This is a genomic window from Pseudomonas sp. R4-34-07 (genome assembly GCF_003852375.1).
GTDB lineage: Bacteria > Pseudomonadota > Gammaproteobacteria > Pseudomonadales > Pseudomonadaceae > Aquipseudomonas.
The window spans coordinates 4,947,770-4,964,818 of record NZ_CP027760.1; the positions used below are offsets into that span (position 1 = coordinate 4,947,770).

Genomic DNA, 17,049 nt, shown 5'->3' on the forward strand with positions numbered 1-17,049 from the left:
GGGATCAACTCCTGTGTTGGACATTGACGACGGAATGCTCCGATTCCGCCGTTTGCTGGCTGCCCGAAGACAGCCGTTTGGCCTGGTACATCGCCGCGTCGGCGGCATTGAGCAGGGTGCCGGGTGTGGCGCCATGCTCGGGATAAATAGCGATGCCGATACTGAGGGAGGTCACCACCTGAGTGTTGCCGGGCAGTGGGATCGGCGCGTCCATGCTGGCAATGATCTTGTCGGCGATGCGCTGTGCATCTTCGGCTTTGTGCAGCGGCGCGAGCAGCACGGCGAACTCATCGCCGCCCAGCCGAGCCACCAAGTCGTCTTCGCGCAGTTGTGCACGCACGCGCTCGGCAACGGCCATCAGCACCGCATCGCCGGCGGCGTGGCCGAAGTTATCGTTGATGTCTTTGAAACGATCGCTGTCGAGAAACAGCACCGCCACCCGCTCATTGGTCTTGGCGGCGCTGCGCAAGGCACGAATCAACCGGCCTTCGAAGAACGCACGGTTGGGCAGGCCGGTGAGGCTGTCGTGGCTGGCCTGGTGGGCAAGGGTTTCGTTTTCGCTTTGCAGGTGGTTCTGCCAGGCTTCCATCTCGCCAAGCAGGGCGTTGAAGTCGCTGCCCAGACTGTCGAGTTCAGCGATCTGCGCCGGGGGCACGCGGCGGTCGAAGTCGCGCTCGCTGCGGGCGGCGTGGGCCACGGCGGCGAGGCTTTGCAGCGGCCCGGTGATACCGTTCAACAGGCGCCGCGCCAGGTGCAACGCGACCCAGGCGCTGAGCGCGGTGCAGATCACAATGCCCGCCAGGCCGCTAAGCAGGAAGCGCAACAGGCTGCCGCCATGCCCGGTCAGGTGGATGCTGCCGACCGTTTGCCCTTGATGGAGGATCGGCTGGCTGATGGGCTGCTCGAGCAAGGCATGCGCCAGTTCCAGCTCAACTCGTGACAACATGCCAGTGTTCGGTCGTACCCATTGCGCCAGTAGTTTGCCACTTGCATCGAAGACCTCGGCCTGGGCCACTTCTTCGGTTGAGGCAATCAAGCTGAGGGCTTCGGTGGCTGCGGCGCTGTCGTCGAACACCACCGCCGCTTCCACGGTGTAATTGATCGAGCGCGCGATCAAGTGCAGGTTATGTTCGGCGTACACGCGCAGCGCCAGCACGCCGAGCAGGGTCAGGGACACACTGGCCAGGGTCACCGCCACCAACGCCAGAATCAGGTGCCCCCTGCCGATGACCGAACCCAGGGTCGGCCGTGCCTTAGCAGCCTTCATGGCGCCGGTGCTCGCCGGCGCGACAGTTGCAGCACGCTCGGATGAATGCGTACGCCGCTGCGGGCGACGGAGTCCAGGTTCACCTCGAACGACACTTGCGCATCGCTCACCCGCAGGCAGAACAGGCTACCCACGGTGCATTGGTCACCGCCTTCGCTGATGCTGAGCACCGGGTGGCCCATCAATGAGGTAAACAATGCGCTGCGTTCGTCAGCGCTGAGTTTGCCGATGTAAACAGCGTCGCAGGCACTGACGATATCGGTATTGCTCGCCAGCAGGCGGCGCACCGTCACCGGACGGCCGGTCGCCTGGGTGGTGCCTTTGATCAGGTCGTCGGTGTATTGGGTGGGCCCGACGATGCACAAGCGCAGTTGCGCAGGCTCCACCGGCCAGCGGGCGTAACTGAGGATACCGAGCACGACCTGGGTCACCGCCTGGGCGCGCTGTTCAGCCGGGCTGGATGTTTGAGCCCATGCCTGCGGGGCGAGCAGGCATAGCACCGCCACCCGCAGCAGGCGTCTCCAGCTCAAACTACGCTCGGTGAGCGAGACAGCCACGTTCATGCAGCAATTCTCTCAAGAAATTTCAAGGTGATGCCGCAACGATAGCACAGCGGCGGAAAATCCCACGACGCAGGGGTTTTCGCGGGGCTGACTATTTTTTCAGAAAAATCAGTCATCTGAATCAGAAATCTTACATGACCACTCAGTCAGCTTCTGCGGGCGTGGCGTCCAACTCCAGCATCAGCCCGCTCAAGCGTTTGACCCTGCGCCGTACGGCTTCCTCAAAGACTCCGGCACGGGGCTCGATAAGGCTGAACCAGCGCTTGGCACGCGTGATACCGGTGTAGATGAGTTCTTTGGTCAGCACCGGGTTCAACGCGTCCGGCAGGATCAGCGCGGTATGGGTGAACTCTGACCCCTGGGATTTGTGCACGGTCATGGCATACACGGTTTCCACGTCGTTGAGTCGGCTGGGCAGCACGAAGCGCACGCCCCCCTGGCCGTCATTACGCGGGAAAGCCACGCGCAGCACCTGGGGCCCGCCGTCGCTTTCGGGCAACTTCAAGGCGATGCCAATATCTCCGTTCATCAGGCCCAGGCCGTAGTCGTTACGGGTCATCAACACCGGACGGCCTTCATACCACTGCTCGTCGCCTTCGATCAGCCGTACCTTGTGCAAGGCGGCGGTGATGCGCAGGTTCAGGCCTTCGACGCCCCACGGGCCTTTGCGCACCGCGCAGAGCAGCTGGAATGCGTCGAAGGCTTGCAGCAGTTGTTGCGCCCAGTGGGTCCAGGTGTGATCGTCACGCGGGGTGTCCAGTGCAGGCCGCGCCGAGTGCAGTAGATTCAGGTAATAGCGATAGCCCTGGGCGCCGGCGCCCTGCCCGTCCAGTACCACGCGCTCAAGGGCATGATCATGCTCGCCCTTGAGGCTGAGGCAGAACAGGTCGTCATGACTGCGCGCGGCCAACAGCTTGCGCGCTTGCTCAGCGTTCTGCTGGTTCACCCAGCGCGCCAGTTGGCCGATGCCGCTGCCCTCGCCGAAACGCCGCGAGTAGCGCAGCATCACCACCTGCTGCGCCAGGGGATGAGTGCCGTCGAGGTCCTCCTGCAAACCGCTGTCGGCGAGATTTTCAGCGCTGACCGCTTGCAGCCATTGGCGCGTGGCCGGGCTGTACCAACCGGCCTCGGCATCGCGGCACAAATCGCCGAGCACCGCGCCCGCCTCTACCGAAGCGAGCTGGTCCTTGTCGCCCAGCAGCACCAGGCGAGCATGGGGGGGCAAGGCGTCGAGCAGGTTGGCCATCATTTCCAGATCGATCATCGACGCTTCGTCCACCACCAGCACATCCAGCGGCAATGGGTTGCCGACGTGATGACGAAAATGCCGAGTACCCGGGCGACTGCCCAGCAAGCGGTGAACCGTGGTGACCTGGGTCGGGATTTTTTCACGCACAGTGTCGGGCACTTTCAGCGACAGCACTTGCTGGCTGATGGACTCGGTGAGACGGGCAGCGGCTTTACCGGTGGGCGCGGCCAGGCGGATACGCAAGGGATTGCCGCTTTCCACAGCCGGTGCCTGCAACAGCGCGAGCAGGCGCACCACGGTGGTGGTCTTGCCGGTGCCGGGGCCGCCCGTGACGATGCTGAACGCGCCACGGGTGGCCAGGGCACAGGCCAGTTTTTGCCAGTCGATCACGCCATCGGGCGCCGGTTGATCGAACAAACCATTGAGCCGCTGCGGCAAATCGGTGGCGACGCTTTCGTGGCTGGCCAGCCGCAGGCGCAAGGCGCTGTCGATGCGCCGTTCATACGCCCAATAGCGGCGCAGATAGAGGCGTTTTCCGGACAGCACCAACGGACGGCTTCGGGCCGACTCACTGCCATCGACAGCCAGCGCGACCAAGGGGCTGGCAGCCAGGGCATGACACCAGTGGGCGCCGTCTAAACCTTCGAGCAATTGCGACGGCAACAGCATCGCGCCGGTTTGCAGGTCGCCTTCAGGCGGCAGCGACAAGGCAAAGTCCGGCGCCTTGAGCGTTTCGAACAGGTCGAGGCACACATGGCCGTGACCCAATTGGTGGCTGGTCAACGCCGCCGCCAGCAACACCAAGGGATCGGCTTCTGGGTCAAGCTCATGCAGGAAGCCGACGAAGGCTTTGTCCAGGGCCCGTAACCAACCACGCTCGACCCAACGCTCGAGTAATTGCACCAGGTCGGCGGCGCGACTGAGAGGTGTCAGCTCTTGCGGCAGTAACGGCGACAGGCTCATAGCAGCACTCCTTGTTCCCAGGCGGGCTCGGCTTTGGGCGGGATAGGCTTGCCTTGGAACAACAGGTCCAGCCCTTCGATCAGTTCTCGCGGTGGCCGGGTGAAATACGCGCCCTGGCTCACCGATTGCGTACCGCGCAGGAACAGGTACAGGGCGCCGCCGATGTGGCGTTCGTAGTCGTAATCGGGCAGACGCGCCTTGAGTTGGCGATGCAGGGCCAGCAGGTAAAGTACGTATTGCAGGTCGTACCGATGCTCGAGGATCGACTGTTCCATGGCTTCCAGGGTGTAGGCCGAATCGTCAGGGCCAAGCCAGTTGGATTTGTAGTCAGCCACGTAATAACGACCGTCGTGCTCGAAGGTCAGGTCGATAAAGCCCTTGAACATACCGTTGAGCAACACCGGTTCGGCCGCCACGCGGGAGACGCCGTGGTGGGTGTACTGGCACACCAGCTTGTCGAGGGCGAGCACGTCGACTTTATGGCTGGCGAACCAGAACTCCATTTCGATCTGGTACTGCTGCAGGGCGCTGAGGCTGACGCGGTCGTCGTACACAGGCAGCGGCGTTTGCAACAAGTGGCCAAGCCAGGCGCTGAGGGTGACGATCCAGCCTTCCCAATGGCGGCGGTTACAGCGGGCGCCGACGGCCTTTTCGATGGCCTCGGGGCTCAGGTTGAAGCCTTCTTCACCGGCCCATTCCAACAAGCCGTGAAGGAAGGTGCCTGGATTTGGACCGCGTGGGAAACGATGAATATCGCCGCCGGACGCCGCCACTTCCCGTGGTGCATCGGGATCAAGACGTTCGTCATCGAACAGTTTTTGGGCCTGTGGGCTTTCAGGCGCTTCGAGATTCGCGGCGCTCATGCTGTCGCCAATGCGCAAGGCACTGTAGGAGGCAATCCACCAGTTTTCTGCGGCCTTGCGTTTAGGCAGCAGCGGGGCCAGCAAGGTGGCTTCGTTGCGCGGTGGATGAAACACAGTGTCTTGCGCTTGCGGCACATGGCCATAGCTGATGGTCGGGCAGCCTTCCTGCAGCGCCATCAACCAGCGCGCCAGGTCGGCGGACTCCCCCAGCGGTGCACCGGCGCCGAGCAAATAGCCCAGCGCCGAAAGGTGCAGCACGGAGCTGCTGCCGTTGCCGCGCTTGAGGTCGGCGATGCCCAGCCAGCAGGCGTGTTTGGCGCGGGTCAGGGCGACATACAGCAAGCGCAGGTCTTCGGCCAGGCGCTCATCGTCGGCCTGGGCGATCAACTCTGCGGTGGGCCGCAGGCTGACGTGGGATTTACCCTGCTCGTCGTGGTAATGCAGCGGCAAGCGCGTGCCGTCCACCGGTTTGGCCGAACAGATGAAGGGCAGGAACACCAGGTCGTATTCGAGGCCCTTGGATTTGTGGATCGTCACCACCTTGACCAGTTGCTCATCGCTTTCCAGGCGCAGGATCTGCTCTTCACCGGCCTGACCCGACAGCGCCAGGTGCTCGGCAAGATGGCGAATCAACGCCTGCTCGCCGTCCAGTTCCGACGCCGCCTGCTGCAGCAGTTCGCTGAGGTGCAACAGGTTGGTCAGCACGCGCTCGCCATCGCTTCGGGCGATCAGGGTTTGCGGCAGCTTGAAGTCATGCAGCAGGCGGCGCAGCATCGGCAGCACGCCTTGGGTGCGCCAGATCGAACGGTAGCCACGGAACTGCATCACGCGGCTTTCCCACGCCAGCTCGTCCTGGTTCAGACGCTCCAGTTCCGCCAGTGACAGGTTCAAGGTGACGCAGGCCAAGGCCGCGCGCAGCGGGCGCTCGACGTCCGGTTCGGCGCAGGCCTTGAGCCAGGCCAGCAGATCGTGGGCTTCCTGGGCGGCGAAGACCGAGTCTTTATCCGACAGGTACACGCTGCGCACGCCCCGCGCCGCCAACTCGGCGCGCACGGCCTGGGCTTCCTTGCCGTCTCGCACGAGGATGGCGATGTCTGACGGCAGCACGCCGTTGAAGGTGTTGTCTTTGACAAAACCCGCGCTGCCTTGCTGCCCGCCATTGAGCAACGCGACGATGTGCGTGGCGCAGGCGGCGGCCAGTTGCTGGCGATACAGCACATTGGAAATCGGCTGGTCGGTGGGCAGGTGCCAAAGGTTCATCGCCGGCAGCGTATGGCCGTCGACCTGCAGCTGTTCCTTGCGGCCCTGGGACAGCACCGGGTGAAACGGCACCGGGTTATGGCCGTCGGGCTCACGAAACAGGAAGGCGCCCCGGCCGGTTTCTGCACGCTGGAACACATGGTTCACCGCCTCGACCATCGCATGGCTGGAGCGGAAGTTGGTGCCCAGGGTGTGGTGGCGCCCGGTGGTGGACTGCCGGGCGCGCAGGTAGGTGTAAATATCCGCGCCGCGGAAGGCGTAGATCGCCTGTTTGGGGTCGCCGATCAGGAACAGGCCGCTGTCCAGGTGGTTTTCTTCGATGCGGTAAATGCTGTCGAAGATGCTGTACTGCACGGGGTCGGTGTCTTGGAATTCATCGATCAAGGCCACCGGGAATTGCTCGCGGATCACACTGGCGAGGCGCTCGCCACCGTCGGCCTGGAGCGCGGCGTTGAGGCGGATCAGCATGTCGTCGAAGCCCATTTCGGCGCGCCGCCGCTTCTCTTCTTCGAAGCGCTTGCCCACCCAGGACGCGGCGTGTTGCAACACAGCGGCGTCCGGGGTTGGCAGTGCGTCAAGGGCGGCTTTAAGGCCGGCCATGCCGTCGATGCCGGGATGCCGTGGCGGCTCGCCTTTCCAGGCTTCGGCCATGCCGTCGGGGGTCAGCCGGGTAAAGCCGGTGCCGATATCCAGTTGTTCCAGGGTTTCGTCGGCGGCCCAGGCGCTGATTTTTTCGAACCAGGGCTCGAAGTAACGCGCCTGCATTTTGCGCCCATCGACCGCCTTGGCAGCAACGGCTTGCAAGCACAGCTCGCGCAGCTCGGCGGCCCATTGCAGCCAAGGCGCCTTGATGCGGGTCAACGCCTCGCGGCGCTCCTGCAGGCAGGCGGTGATCATGTCGGCCGGCTCGCGGCTGTCCTCGGCGGGCCGCTCACTGCCGAACAGCGCGCGCACCCGTGGCATCAACGCGGCCGGGCCACCCCAGTTGTTGCGCACCCAGTTGAGTGCGTCGTCGTGCATCGGGTAGCAGAACAAGCGCCAGTAGTCGCGCAGCACTTCACCGAGCAGGTCGCTGTGATCGGTCTCCAGGGTCTGGGTAAACAGGCTGCCGCTGTCGAAGGCGTGCTCGCGCAGCATACGCTGGCACCAACTGTGGATCGTCGAGACGGCCGCTTCGTCCATCCATTGCGCAGCGATGTCCAACCGATTGGCGCAGGCGGGCCACTGCTCCTCGGGGTATTGATTACGCAGGTCGGCGATCAAGGCGTCAGGCGGCTCGATTTCGCCACGGAAGAACCGCGCCGCTTCGGCCAGGCGGATACGGATACGTTCACGCAACTCCTTGGTGGCGGCGTCGGTGAAGGTCACTACCAGAATCTGCGGCGGCAGCAGTTCGCGGCCGAAGCCGGACTCATCACCACCGTTGCCGAGGACCAGGCGCAGGTACAAGGCCGAAATCGTGAAGGTTTTGCCGGTGCCAGCGCTGGCTTCGATCAGTTGGCTGCCTTTGAGCGGGAAGGCCAGGGCCAAGGGCTTGTTACTCATGCGCCGGCCTCCGCGCTGGACAGTGAACGCCAGGGGGCGCTGATCAGGGGGCGATACAGGGTTTCACACCAACCTTCGAATTCTTCGCTGGCGACCAGCGTCGCATAGTCGGGGAACTGACGAGTGAGCGCGGGCGTTTCACGGCGCTCACCGTCGGTGGTGATGCCGTCGCCCTCGTAGGCTTTGCTGGCTGCAGCGTGGGCCTTGGCGGGGTCGGTCTGGCCGAGCCAGGCAAAGGCGGTTTTTACCGCGACGGGCAGCGGTTTGCTCATGCCGGTGTGCCAGGCGAGCAGCAGGTCGGCGAGGATGTGCTGCGCGGTGGCGGTGTCCAGTGGGGCCAGGAGCAAGGTGTCGTCACTGGCCACCAGCCCGGTGCTCAACGGCACGCCACACGCACAGGCGACCACGTGATTGACCCAGGGGCGAATCAGCCGGTGCCACTTGCGCGTCTTGATCGAACCGATGCTGTTGGGGATGGTGGTCACGCTTAACAATCCGCCATCACTGCGTCGATGCAGGCCGCTGATCCAGCCTTCGAGCTGGATGCCCTGATACTCGAAACTGATCGGTTCCGCGCCAGCGTGCGGGGTTGGCCAGAGCGCCAGGAGGTGTTGGTAGCGCTGCAACAGGTCCGGCAACGGCTCGATCAGCTCGTTGCGCAGGCATTCGCCGAAACCGACCATTGGCAGCAGGCCACTGCCTTGCAGGCGCAAGGCTTGGGCGTTGAGGGCCTGATCAAGCTGGTCGGGCCGGGCCAGTGCGGCGCTCAGCAGACTGTCGCTGAGGCTGTAGCGTTGCAGTGCGTCGAGGACGAAGGGCTCTTCGTCGGCCAGCGGTACTTCGGCAGCCTCGAAGAACACTTTCAGGCGTTGGCTGAAGAAATGCTTTACCGGATTGCGCAGGAAATCCTGCAACTGGCCGAGGCTCAGGGGTTCTTCCTGATGGTGAGGTGCCAGCGCGTGGTCGTGGGCCATTGCGGCCGGCGCTTCGTGCAGCAGCTGCCATTCGCGGGCGTAACTGAACAGCGGGTCGCCTTCATGGAAGTAGCGGGCGCTGAACGGTTGGAGCGGGTGTTCCTGGGTCATCGCTTCGATCAGGGCTTCTTGGCTATCGGCGTTATGCCAGCCGCTGGCGAGATGGTCGCGCAATTGGCCGATCAGCACCGAGGCCGGGCGCTCACTGTTGTCGCGGATGCTGCGGCCGACCCAGCTGATATAGAGCTGGTCGCGCGCGGAAAGCAGGGCTTCGAGCAGCAGGTAGCGGTCGTCCTCACGGCGGGAACGATCGCCGGGCCGGTAGTCGCTGCCCATCAGGTCAAAGTCCAGCGGGGGCTGGGCACGCGGGTAGTCGCCGTCGTTCATGCCGAGCAGACAGACCAGCTTGAACGGGATTGCGCGCATGGGCATCAGGGTACAAAAATTGACCGCACCCGCGAGGAAGCGCTGGGACAGGCGGCCTTGGTCAAGCCCGGCTAGCCACGCTTCACGGACTACAGTGAGCGGTAATTCGTCCTGCAGGCCGACCGACTCGCAGGTTTCCAGCCAGGTCTCTCTTAATTGTTCGAGTTGGCCCAACAGGTAGTCATCGTGCTCGCTGCTGGGCAGGAAAAACTGCTGCATCAAGCGTTGCAGACGCTCGCCCCACACTTGGGGAGGTGCTGGTTGCGACAGCGCTTGATGCGCGTCGTTTAATGCGTCGAGCAAGGCAACCAGTGGGCCGATCAGCGCTGCATCGAGCCCACCGATCTCGTCGTAGGGCTCGATGCCGTCGCACGCGACACCAGTGCCGACGGCGTAACCCAGCAGCATCCGCCTCAGGCCGAATCGCCAGCTGTTCTGCTCCAGCGCTTCGGGCAGCCCCAGGCCAGCACGCTGTTCGGCGTTGAGACCCCAGCGGATGCCCGCGCCTTCGATCCAGCGGTGCAGCGTCGGCAGGTCGCGTTCATTGATGGCGAAACGTTCGCGCAGGGCGGGAACATCCAACAGGTCGAGAATCTCGCTGACGGGGAAGCGGCTGTCGGGGAGCTTGAGCAGGTGCTCGACGGCGATCAGCAGCGGGTCACGGCCGCGTTGACCCTGGTCTGTCAGGGTGAATGGAATGAAGCGTGGGTCGTTTCTTTCCAGTTGGCCGAAAACCGCGCGAATGTGCGGCGCGTAGCTGTCGACATCGGGGACCATGACGATGATGTCCCGAGGGCGCAAGGTGGGGTCGGCGCTGAAGCGTTGAAGCAACTGGTCGTGGAGAATTTCCACTTCGCGCTGGGCGCTGTGGGCGATGTGAAAGCGAATGGATGAGTCGCGCTTCAGGTCGACCGCAGGCCAAAGTTCGCGGGTTTCATCGAGTGGGCGCAGTTCCAGGATATCGTCCTGCAGCTGGTTGAGCAGCGTGGTGGGCTGGCTGTCGCTGAACAGATCGATACGCCCATCACGGAAGGCGGCGCGGTAGCTGTTGGGGTCGTCATAACTGTCCAACAGGCTGATGTAGTCACGGCCCTGCTTGCCCCAGGCGGCGAGTAACGGATGGGCATGCTGATGCAGGGTTTGTGGGTCGATGGTGACTGGCATGCCCGCTTTGCGCGCTTGGCGCTTGTATTCGTTACGCAGCAGGTCCTTGTCGGCCACGATGTCTGACCAATGATGGCGGCAAGGGTTGTGCACGCACAGCAGCACTTGGCTGAAACGGGCCAGGCCCGCCAGGGCTTCAAGCGCTTGGGCGGGCAGGGATGAAATGCCGAAAACGATCACTCGGGAAGGTAGGCCAGGAGGCGCTTGCTCGAGCGTGTTGATGCGCTCGATAAAACGCTGGTGAACGCCGGCCCGACTCTCGGCCATGCCCTGCGCGCCGACGTCGAGCAGCAACGCGCGCCATAACTCAGCCTGCCAACAGTTCGCAGTGTTAAGGGGTTTGGATTCGCCGCGTCCATTGCGTAACTGATGACGCCCTGCGGCCCAGTCTTCCAGCCAATCGGCGCGATACACCTGGTATTGGTCGAACAGGTCGGCCAGGCGCTCGGCGAGCTGGTAGCGCTTGCGCAGGTCGGTGTCGTGAGTCAGGAAGCGTTGCAGCGGCTCGAAATGGGGCTGGTCGATAAGCTGCGGGAGCAGGCGCATGAGTCGCCACGTCAGCGGTGCCTTATCAAGCAAAGACTTAGGGGGAATTTCGTCACGACCCAGGACCATGCGATAGAGCTGCCACATGAAGCTGCCGGGCAGTTGCACATCGATTGCTGCTGCAATGCCACAGCCGCCCATATCGTCTTCTTGCGGATCTTCGGCCAGGGCAAGCTTGAGCCATTGGGCGATGCCGTTGCTTTGGACCAGAGCGATTTCGTTTTCCAAAGGCGCCAGGGGATAACGACGCATCCAGCTGACTACCAGGCTGCGCAACTCGTCCAGGCGGTTACCGTGAACCACCATGAATCCAGCGCTGAGGGACGTCGCACCCGGCATAACGGTTTCCTTGGAAAAGCAAGAATCGAGGCGTGGACTTTAGCACTGAAGGCCACTGCAATGAGCGTCTTGGCACTTTTCCACCGCCCAAAACAAAACCCCATCTGCTTTCGCAAATGGGGTTCTGGAATTTAATCTTGACGATGACCTACTCTCACATGGGGAAACCCCACACTACCATCGGCGATGCATCGTTTCACTACTGAGTTCGGGATGGGATCAGGTGGTTCCAATGCTCTATGGTCGTCAAGAAATTCGGGTACTGAGTCGTGGCCATGTGGCCTCGCTTCAGCAAATTGGGTATGGGATAGAAGTCGGTGTTTTGTGAGTATCGAACTTTCGGTTCATTGCGTCTTCACACACCGCAATCTGGCCTCTTTCGTCTTTCAACTAGGAGCAACAAATTGCTTGGGTGTTATATGGTCAAGCCTCACGGGCAATTAGTATTGGTTAGCTCAACGCCTCACAGCGCTTACACACCCAACCTATCAACGTCGTAGTCTTCGACGGCCCTTCAGGGGACTCAAGGTCCCAGTGAGATCTCATCTTGAGGCTAGTTTCCCGCTTAGATGCTTTCAGCGGTTATCTATTCCGAACATAGCTACCCGGCAATGCCACTGGCGTGACAACCGGAACACCAGAGGTTCGTCCACTCCGGTCCTCTCGTACTAGGAGCAGCCCCTCTCAAATCTCAAACGTCCACGGCAGATAGGGACCGAACTGTCTCACGACGTTCTAAACCCAGCTCGCGTACCACTTTAAATGGCGAACAGCCATACCCTTGGGACCGGCTTCAGCCCCAGGATGTGATGAGCCGACATCGAGGTGCCAAACACCGCCGTCGATATGAACTCTTGGGCGGTATCAGCCTGTTATCCCCGGAGTACCTTTTATCCGTTGAGCGATGGCCCTTCCATACAGAACCACCGGATCACTAAGACCTACTTTCGTACCTGCTCGACGTGTCTGTCTCGCAGTCAAGCGCGCTTTTGCCTTTATACTCTACGACCGATTTCCGACCGGTCTGAGCGCACCTTCGTACTCCTCCGTTACTCTTTAGGAGGAGACCGCCCCAGTCAAACTACCCACCATACACTGTCCTCGATCCGGATAACGGACCTGAGTTAGAACCTCAAAGTTGCCAGGGTGGTATTTCAAGGTTGGCTCCACGCGAACTGGCGTCCACGCTTCAAAGCCTCCCACCTATCCTACACAAGCAAATTCAAAGTCCAGTGCAAAGCTATAGTAAAGGTTCACGGGGTCTTTCCGTCTAGCCGCGGATACACTGCATCTTCACAGCGATTTCAATTTCACTGAGTCTCGGGTGGAGACAGCGCCGCCATCGTTACGCCATTCGTGCAGGTCGGAACTTACCCGACAAGGAATTTCGCTACCTTAGGACCGTTATAGTTACGGCCGCCGTTTACCGGGGCTTCGATCAAGAGCTTCGCGTTAGCTAACCCCATCAATTAACCTTCCGGCACCGGGCAGGCGTCACACCCTATACGTCCACTTTCGTGTTTGCAGAGTGCTGTGTTTTTAATAAACAGTCGCAGCGGCCTGGTATCTTCGACCGGCATGAGCTTACGGAGCAAGTCCTTCACCCTCACCGGCGCACCTTCTCCCGAAGTTACGGTGCCATTTTGCCTAGTTCCTTCACCCGAGTTCTCTCAAGCGCCTTGGTATTCTCTACCCAACCACCTGTGTCGGTTTGGGGTACGGTTCCTGGTTACCTGAAGCTTAGAAGCTTTTCTTGGAAGCATGGCATCAACCACTTCGTCGTCTAAAAGACAACTCGTCATCAGCTCTCGGCCTTGGAATCCCGGATTTACCTAAGATTCCAGCCTACCACCTTAAACTTGGACAACCAACGCCAAGCTGGCCTAGCCTTCTCCGTCCCTCCATCGCAATAACCAGAAGTACAGGAATATTAACCTGTTTTCCATCGACTACGCTTTTCAGCCTCGCCTTAGGGACCGACTAACCCTGCGTCGATTAACGTTGCGCAGGAAACCTTGGTCTTTCGGCGTGGGTGTTTTTCACACCCATTGTCGTTACTCATGTCAGCATTCGCACTTCTGATACCTCCAGCAAGCTTCTCAACTCACCTTCACAGGCTTACAGAACGCTCCTCTACCGCATCACTTACGTGATACCCGTAGCTTCGGTGTATGGTTTGAGCCCCGTTACATCTTCCGCGCAGGCCGACTCGACTAGTGAGCTATTACGCTTTCTTTAAAGGGTGGCTGCTTCTAAGCCAACCTCCTAGCTGTCTAAGCCTTCCCACATCGTTTCCCACTTAACCATAACTTTGGGACCTTAGCTGACGGTCTGGGTTGTTTCCCTTTTCACGACGGACGTTAGCACCCGCCGTGTGTCTCCCATGCTCGGCACTTGTAGGTATTCGGAGTTTGCATCGGTTTGGTAAGTCGGGATGACCCCCTAGCCGAAACAGTGCTCTACCCCCTACAGTGATACATGAGGCGCTACCTAAATAGCTTTCGAGGAGAACCAGCTATCTCCGAGCTTGATTAGCCTTTCACTCCGATCCACAGGTCATCCGCTAACTTTTCAACGGTAGTCGGTTCGGTCCTCCAGTTAGTGTTACCCAACCTTCAACCTGCCCATGGATAGATCGCCCGGTTTCGGGTCTATTCCCAGCGACTAGACGCCCTATTAAGACTCGCTTTCGCTACGCCTCCCCTATTCGGTTAAGCTCGCCACTGAAAATAAGTCGCTGACCCATTATACAAAAGGTACGCAGTCACCCAACAAAGTGGGCTCCCACTGCTTGTACGCATACGGTTTCAGGATCTATTTCACTCCCCTCTCCGGGGTTCTTTTCGCCTTTCCCTCACGGTACTAGTTCACTATCGGTCAGTCAGTAGTATTTAGCCTTGGAGGATGGTCCCCCCATATTCAGACAAAGTTTCTCGTGCTCCGTCCTACTCGATTTCATGACTAAGAGATTTTCGCGTACAGGGCTATCACCCACTATGGCCGCACTTTCCAGAGCGTTCCGCTAATCTCAAAGCCACTTAAGGGCTAGTCCCCGTTCGCTCGCCACTACTAAGGGAATCTCGGTTGATTTCTTTTCCTCAGGGTACTTAGATGTTTCAGTTCCCCTGGTTCGCTCCATACACCTATGTATTCAGTGTAAGGTAACCATCTTATGATGGCTGGGTTCCCCCATTCAGACATCTCCGGATCAAAGTCTGTTTGCCGACTCCCCGAAGCTTTTCGCAGGCTACCACGTCTTTCATCGCCTCTGACTGCCAAGGCATCCACCGTATGCGCTTCTTCACTTGACCATATAACCCCAAGCAATCTGGTTATACTGTGAAGACAACATTCGCCGAAAATTCGATCATACTCAATTAAGAGCGACTCACAAATTTTACCTTAGCCTGAGCCGTTACCAGTGAAAGTAACGTCCAGTCTATCTTTCTATCACATACCCAAATTTTTAAAGAACGAACTAGTCAAAGACTAGAAATCAACATTCACCATCACAGCGATGGAATGCTCATTTCTAAGCTTTCTACAAACAGAAGCAGTAGTGGTGGAGCCAAACGGGATCGAACCGTTGACCTCCTGCGTGCAAGGCAGGCGCTCTCCCAGCTGAGCTATGGCCCCGTATTTCTACAGGCGTTTCCCACACAAAATTGGTGGGTCTGGGCAGATTCGAACTGCCGACCTCACCCTTATCAGGGGTGCGCTCTAACCAACTGAGCTACAGACCCAATTTCGAGCTGCTAAGGCCGACCTCACCCTGCTCTTTACCACAAAGCATGGGGTGCGCTCTAACCAACTAAGCTACAACCCTTTGGGCTGCTTCTTTTCGTCTTCTTCAATGAATCAAGCAATTCGTGTGGGAGCTCATGAAGCAGCTGATGTCGTCGATTAAGGAGGTGATCCAGCCGCAGGTTCCCCTACGGCTACCTTGTTACGACTTCACCCCAGTCATGAATCACACCGTGGTAACCGTCCTCCCGAAGGTTAGACTAGCTACTTCTGGTGCAACCCACTCCCATGGTGTGACGGGCGGTGTGTACAAGGCCCGGGAACGTATTCACCGCGACATTCTGATTCGCGATTACTAGCGATTCCGACTTCACGCAGTCGAGTTGCAGACTGCGATCCGGACTACGATCGGTTTTCTGGGATTAGCTCCACCTCGCGGCTTGGCAACCCTCTGTACCGACCATTGTAGCACGTGTGTAGCCCAGGCCGTAAGGGCCATGATGACTTGACGTCATCCCCACCTTCCTCCGGTTTGTCACCGGCAGTCTCCTTAGAGTGCCCACCATAACGTGCTGGTAACTAAGGACAAGGGTTGCGCTCGTTACGGGACTTAACCCAACATCTCACGACACGAGCTGACGACAGCCATGCAGCACCTGTCTCAATGTTCCCGAAGGCACCAATCCATCTCTGGAAAGTTCATTGGATGTCAAGGCCTGGTAAGGTTCTTCGCGTTGCTTCGAATTAAACCACATGCTCCACCGCTTGTGCGGGCCCCCGTCAATTCATTTGAGTTTTAACCTTGCGGCCGTACTCCCCAGGCGGTCAACTTAATGCGTTAGCTGCGCCACTAAGAGCTCAAGGCTCCCAACGGCTAGTTGACATCGTTTACGGCGTGGACTACCAGGGTATCTAATCCTGTTTGCTCCCCACGCTTTCGCACCTCAGTGTCAGTGTTGGTCCAGGTGGTCGCCTTCGCCACTGGTGTTCCTTCCTATATCTACGCATTTCACCGCTACACAGGAAATTCCACCACCCTCTACCACACTCTAGTCAGTCAGTTTTGAATGCAGTTCCCAGGTTGAGCCCGGGGATTTCACATCCAACTTAACAAACCACCTACGCGCGCTTTACGCCCAGTAATTCCGATTAACGCTTGCACCCTCTGTATTACCGCGGCTGCTGGCACAGAGTTAGCCGGTGCTTATTCTGTCGGTAACGTCAAAACAATCACGTATTAGGTAACTGCCCTTCCTCCCAACTTAAAGTGCTTTACAATCCGAAGACCTTCTTCACACACGCGGCATGGCTGGATCAGGCTTTCGCCCATTGTCCAATATTCCCCACTGCTGCCTCCCGTAGGAGTCTGGACCGTGTCTCAGTTCCAGTGTGACTGATCATCCTCTCAGACCAGTTACGGATCGTCGCCTTGGTGAGCCATTACCTCACCAACTAGCTAATCCGACCTAGGCTCATCTGATAGCGCAAGGCCCGAAGGTCCCCTGCTTTCTCCCGTAGGACGTATGCGGTATTAGCGTCCGTTTCCGAACGTTATCCCCCACTACCAGGCAGATTCCTAGGCATTACTCACCCGTCCGCCGCTCTCAAGAGAAGCAAGCTTCTCTCTACCGCTCGACTTGCATGTGTTAGGCCTGCCGCCAGCGTTCAATCTGAGCCATGATCAAACTCTTCAGTTCAAACATCTTTGGGTTTTTAAGAAACCCTAAACTTGGCTCAGCAATCGTTGGTTACATCTTTGATTTCTCGCGGAGTAACTTGTGATGCTGATAATCTTGTTGACTATCAGTCTGACTCCACAAGCACCCACACGAATTGCTTGATTCAGTTGTTAAAGAGCGGTTGGTTAAGAGCTATTCGTCTCAACCGAGGCGCGCATTCTACAGCAGCCTCATTTGCTGTCAAGTGGTTATTTTCAGAAGTTTTCGAAGAATTCTTCAACAACTTCAACCACTTGCGCTTGCGATCTCTCGTAAGCGGGAGGCGAATTCTACAGCGTTACACGCTGCTGTCAACACCTCTTTTTCAACTTCCTTTTGGCTTCGATGGTCTGAAGCAACCTGCTGCCGAAACCTACTTAACTCGTTGTTTACCAAGAAGTTTTCCGTTTCGACTGCGCCGGAAGTGG

5 protein-coding genes, 2 tRNA genes and 3 rRNA genes are annotated in these 17,049 nt (G+C 59.3%); all 10 read right to left on the bottom strand.

The window, feature by feature from the left end:
* Positions 1-4 precede the first annotated feature (4 nt).
* Positions 5-1,267: a diguanylate cyclase domain-containing protein gene (locus tag C4J85_RS22815; protein WP_124410778.1), complete on the bottom strand. Its 1,263-nt coding sequence runs from the start codon at positions 1,265-1,267 to the stop codon at positions 5-7.
* Complete coding sequence (locus tag C4J85_RS22820; protein ID WP_124410779.1) at positions 1,264-1,830, bottom strand: YfiR family protein; 567 nt, start codon at positions 1,828-1,830, stop codon at positions 1,264-1,266. The genes C4J85_RS22815 and C4J85_RS22820 overlap by 4 nt, the downstream gene beginning before the upstream one ends.
* Before the next feature lie 142 nt (positions 1,831-1,972).
* Positions 1,973-4,042 carry an exodeoxyribonuclease V subunit alpha gene (recD, locus tag C4J85_RS22825; RefSeq protein ID WP_124410780.1) on the bottom strand — a complete coding sequence of 690 codons (2,070 nt, stop codon included), beginning with the start codon at positions 4,040-4,042 and terminating at the stop codon, positions 1,973-1,975.
* Entirely contained in the window at positions 4,039-7,710 is a 3,672-nt protein-coding gene (gene recB / locus C4J85_RS22830; protein ID WP_124410781.1) for an exodeoxyribonuclease V subunit beta, read from the bottom strand. Before recB ends, recD begins: the two co-directional genes overlap by 4 nt.
* Positions 7,707-11,159, bottom strand: coding sequence for an exodeoxyribonuclease V subunit gamma (recC, locus tag C4J85_RS22835; protein ID WP_124410782.1), 3,453 nt, complete (start codon positions 11,157-11,159; stop codon positions 7,707-7,709). Before recC ends, recB begins: the two co-directional genes overlap by 4 nt.
* Before the next feature lie 135 nt (positions 11,160-11,294).
* Positions 11,295-11,410 (bottom strand): 5S ribosomal RNA (gene rrf / locus C4J85_RS22840).
* A 168-nt stretch (positions 11,411-11,578) separates the two neighbouring features.
* Positions 11,579-14,470: ribosomal RNA gene (locus C4J85_RS22845) — 23S ribosomal RNA — on the bottom strand.
* Positions 14,471-14,719: 249 nt separating this feature from the next.
* A tRNA-Ala gene (locus tag C4J85_RS22850) sits at positions 14,720-14,795 on the bottom strand.
* 30 nt (positions 14,796-14,825) lie between these two features.
* Positions 14,826-14,902: transfer RNA gene (locus C4J85_RS22855), tRNA-Ile, on the bottom strand.
* A gap of 161 nt (positions 14,903-15,063) precedes the next feature.
* Positions 15,064-16,600: ribosomal RNA gene (locus C4J85_RS22860) — 16S ribosomal RNA — on the bottom strand.
* The 16S, 23S and 5S rRNA genes sit together here with 2 tRNA genes alongside, the layout of an rRNA operon.
* Positions 16,601-17,049 lie beyond the last annotated feature (449 nt).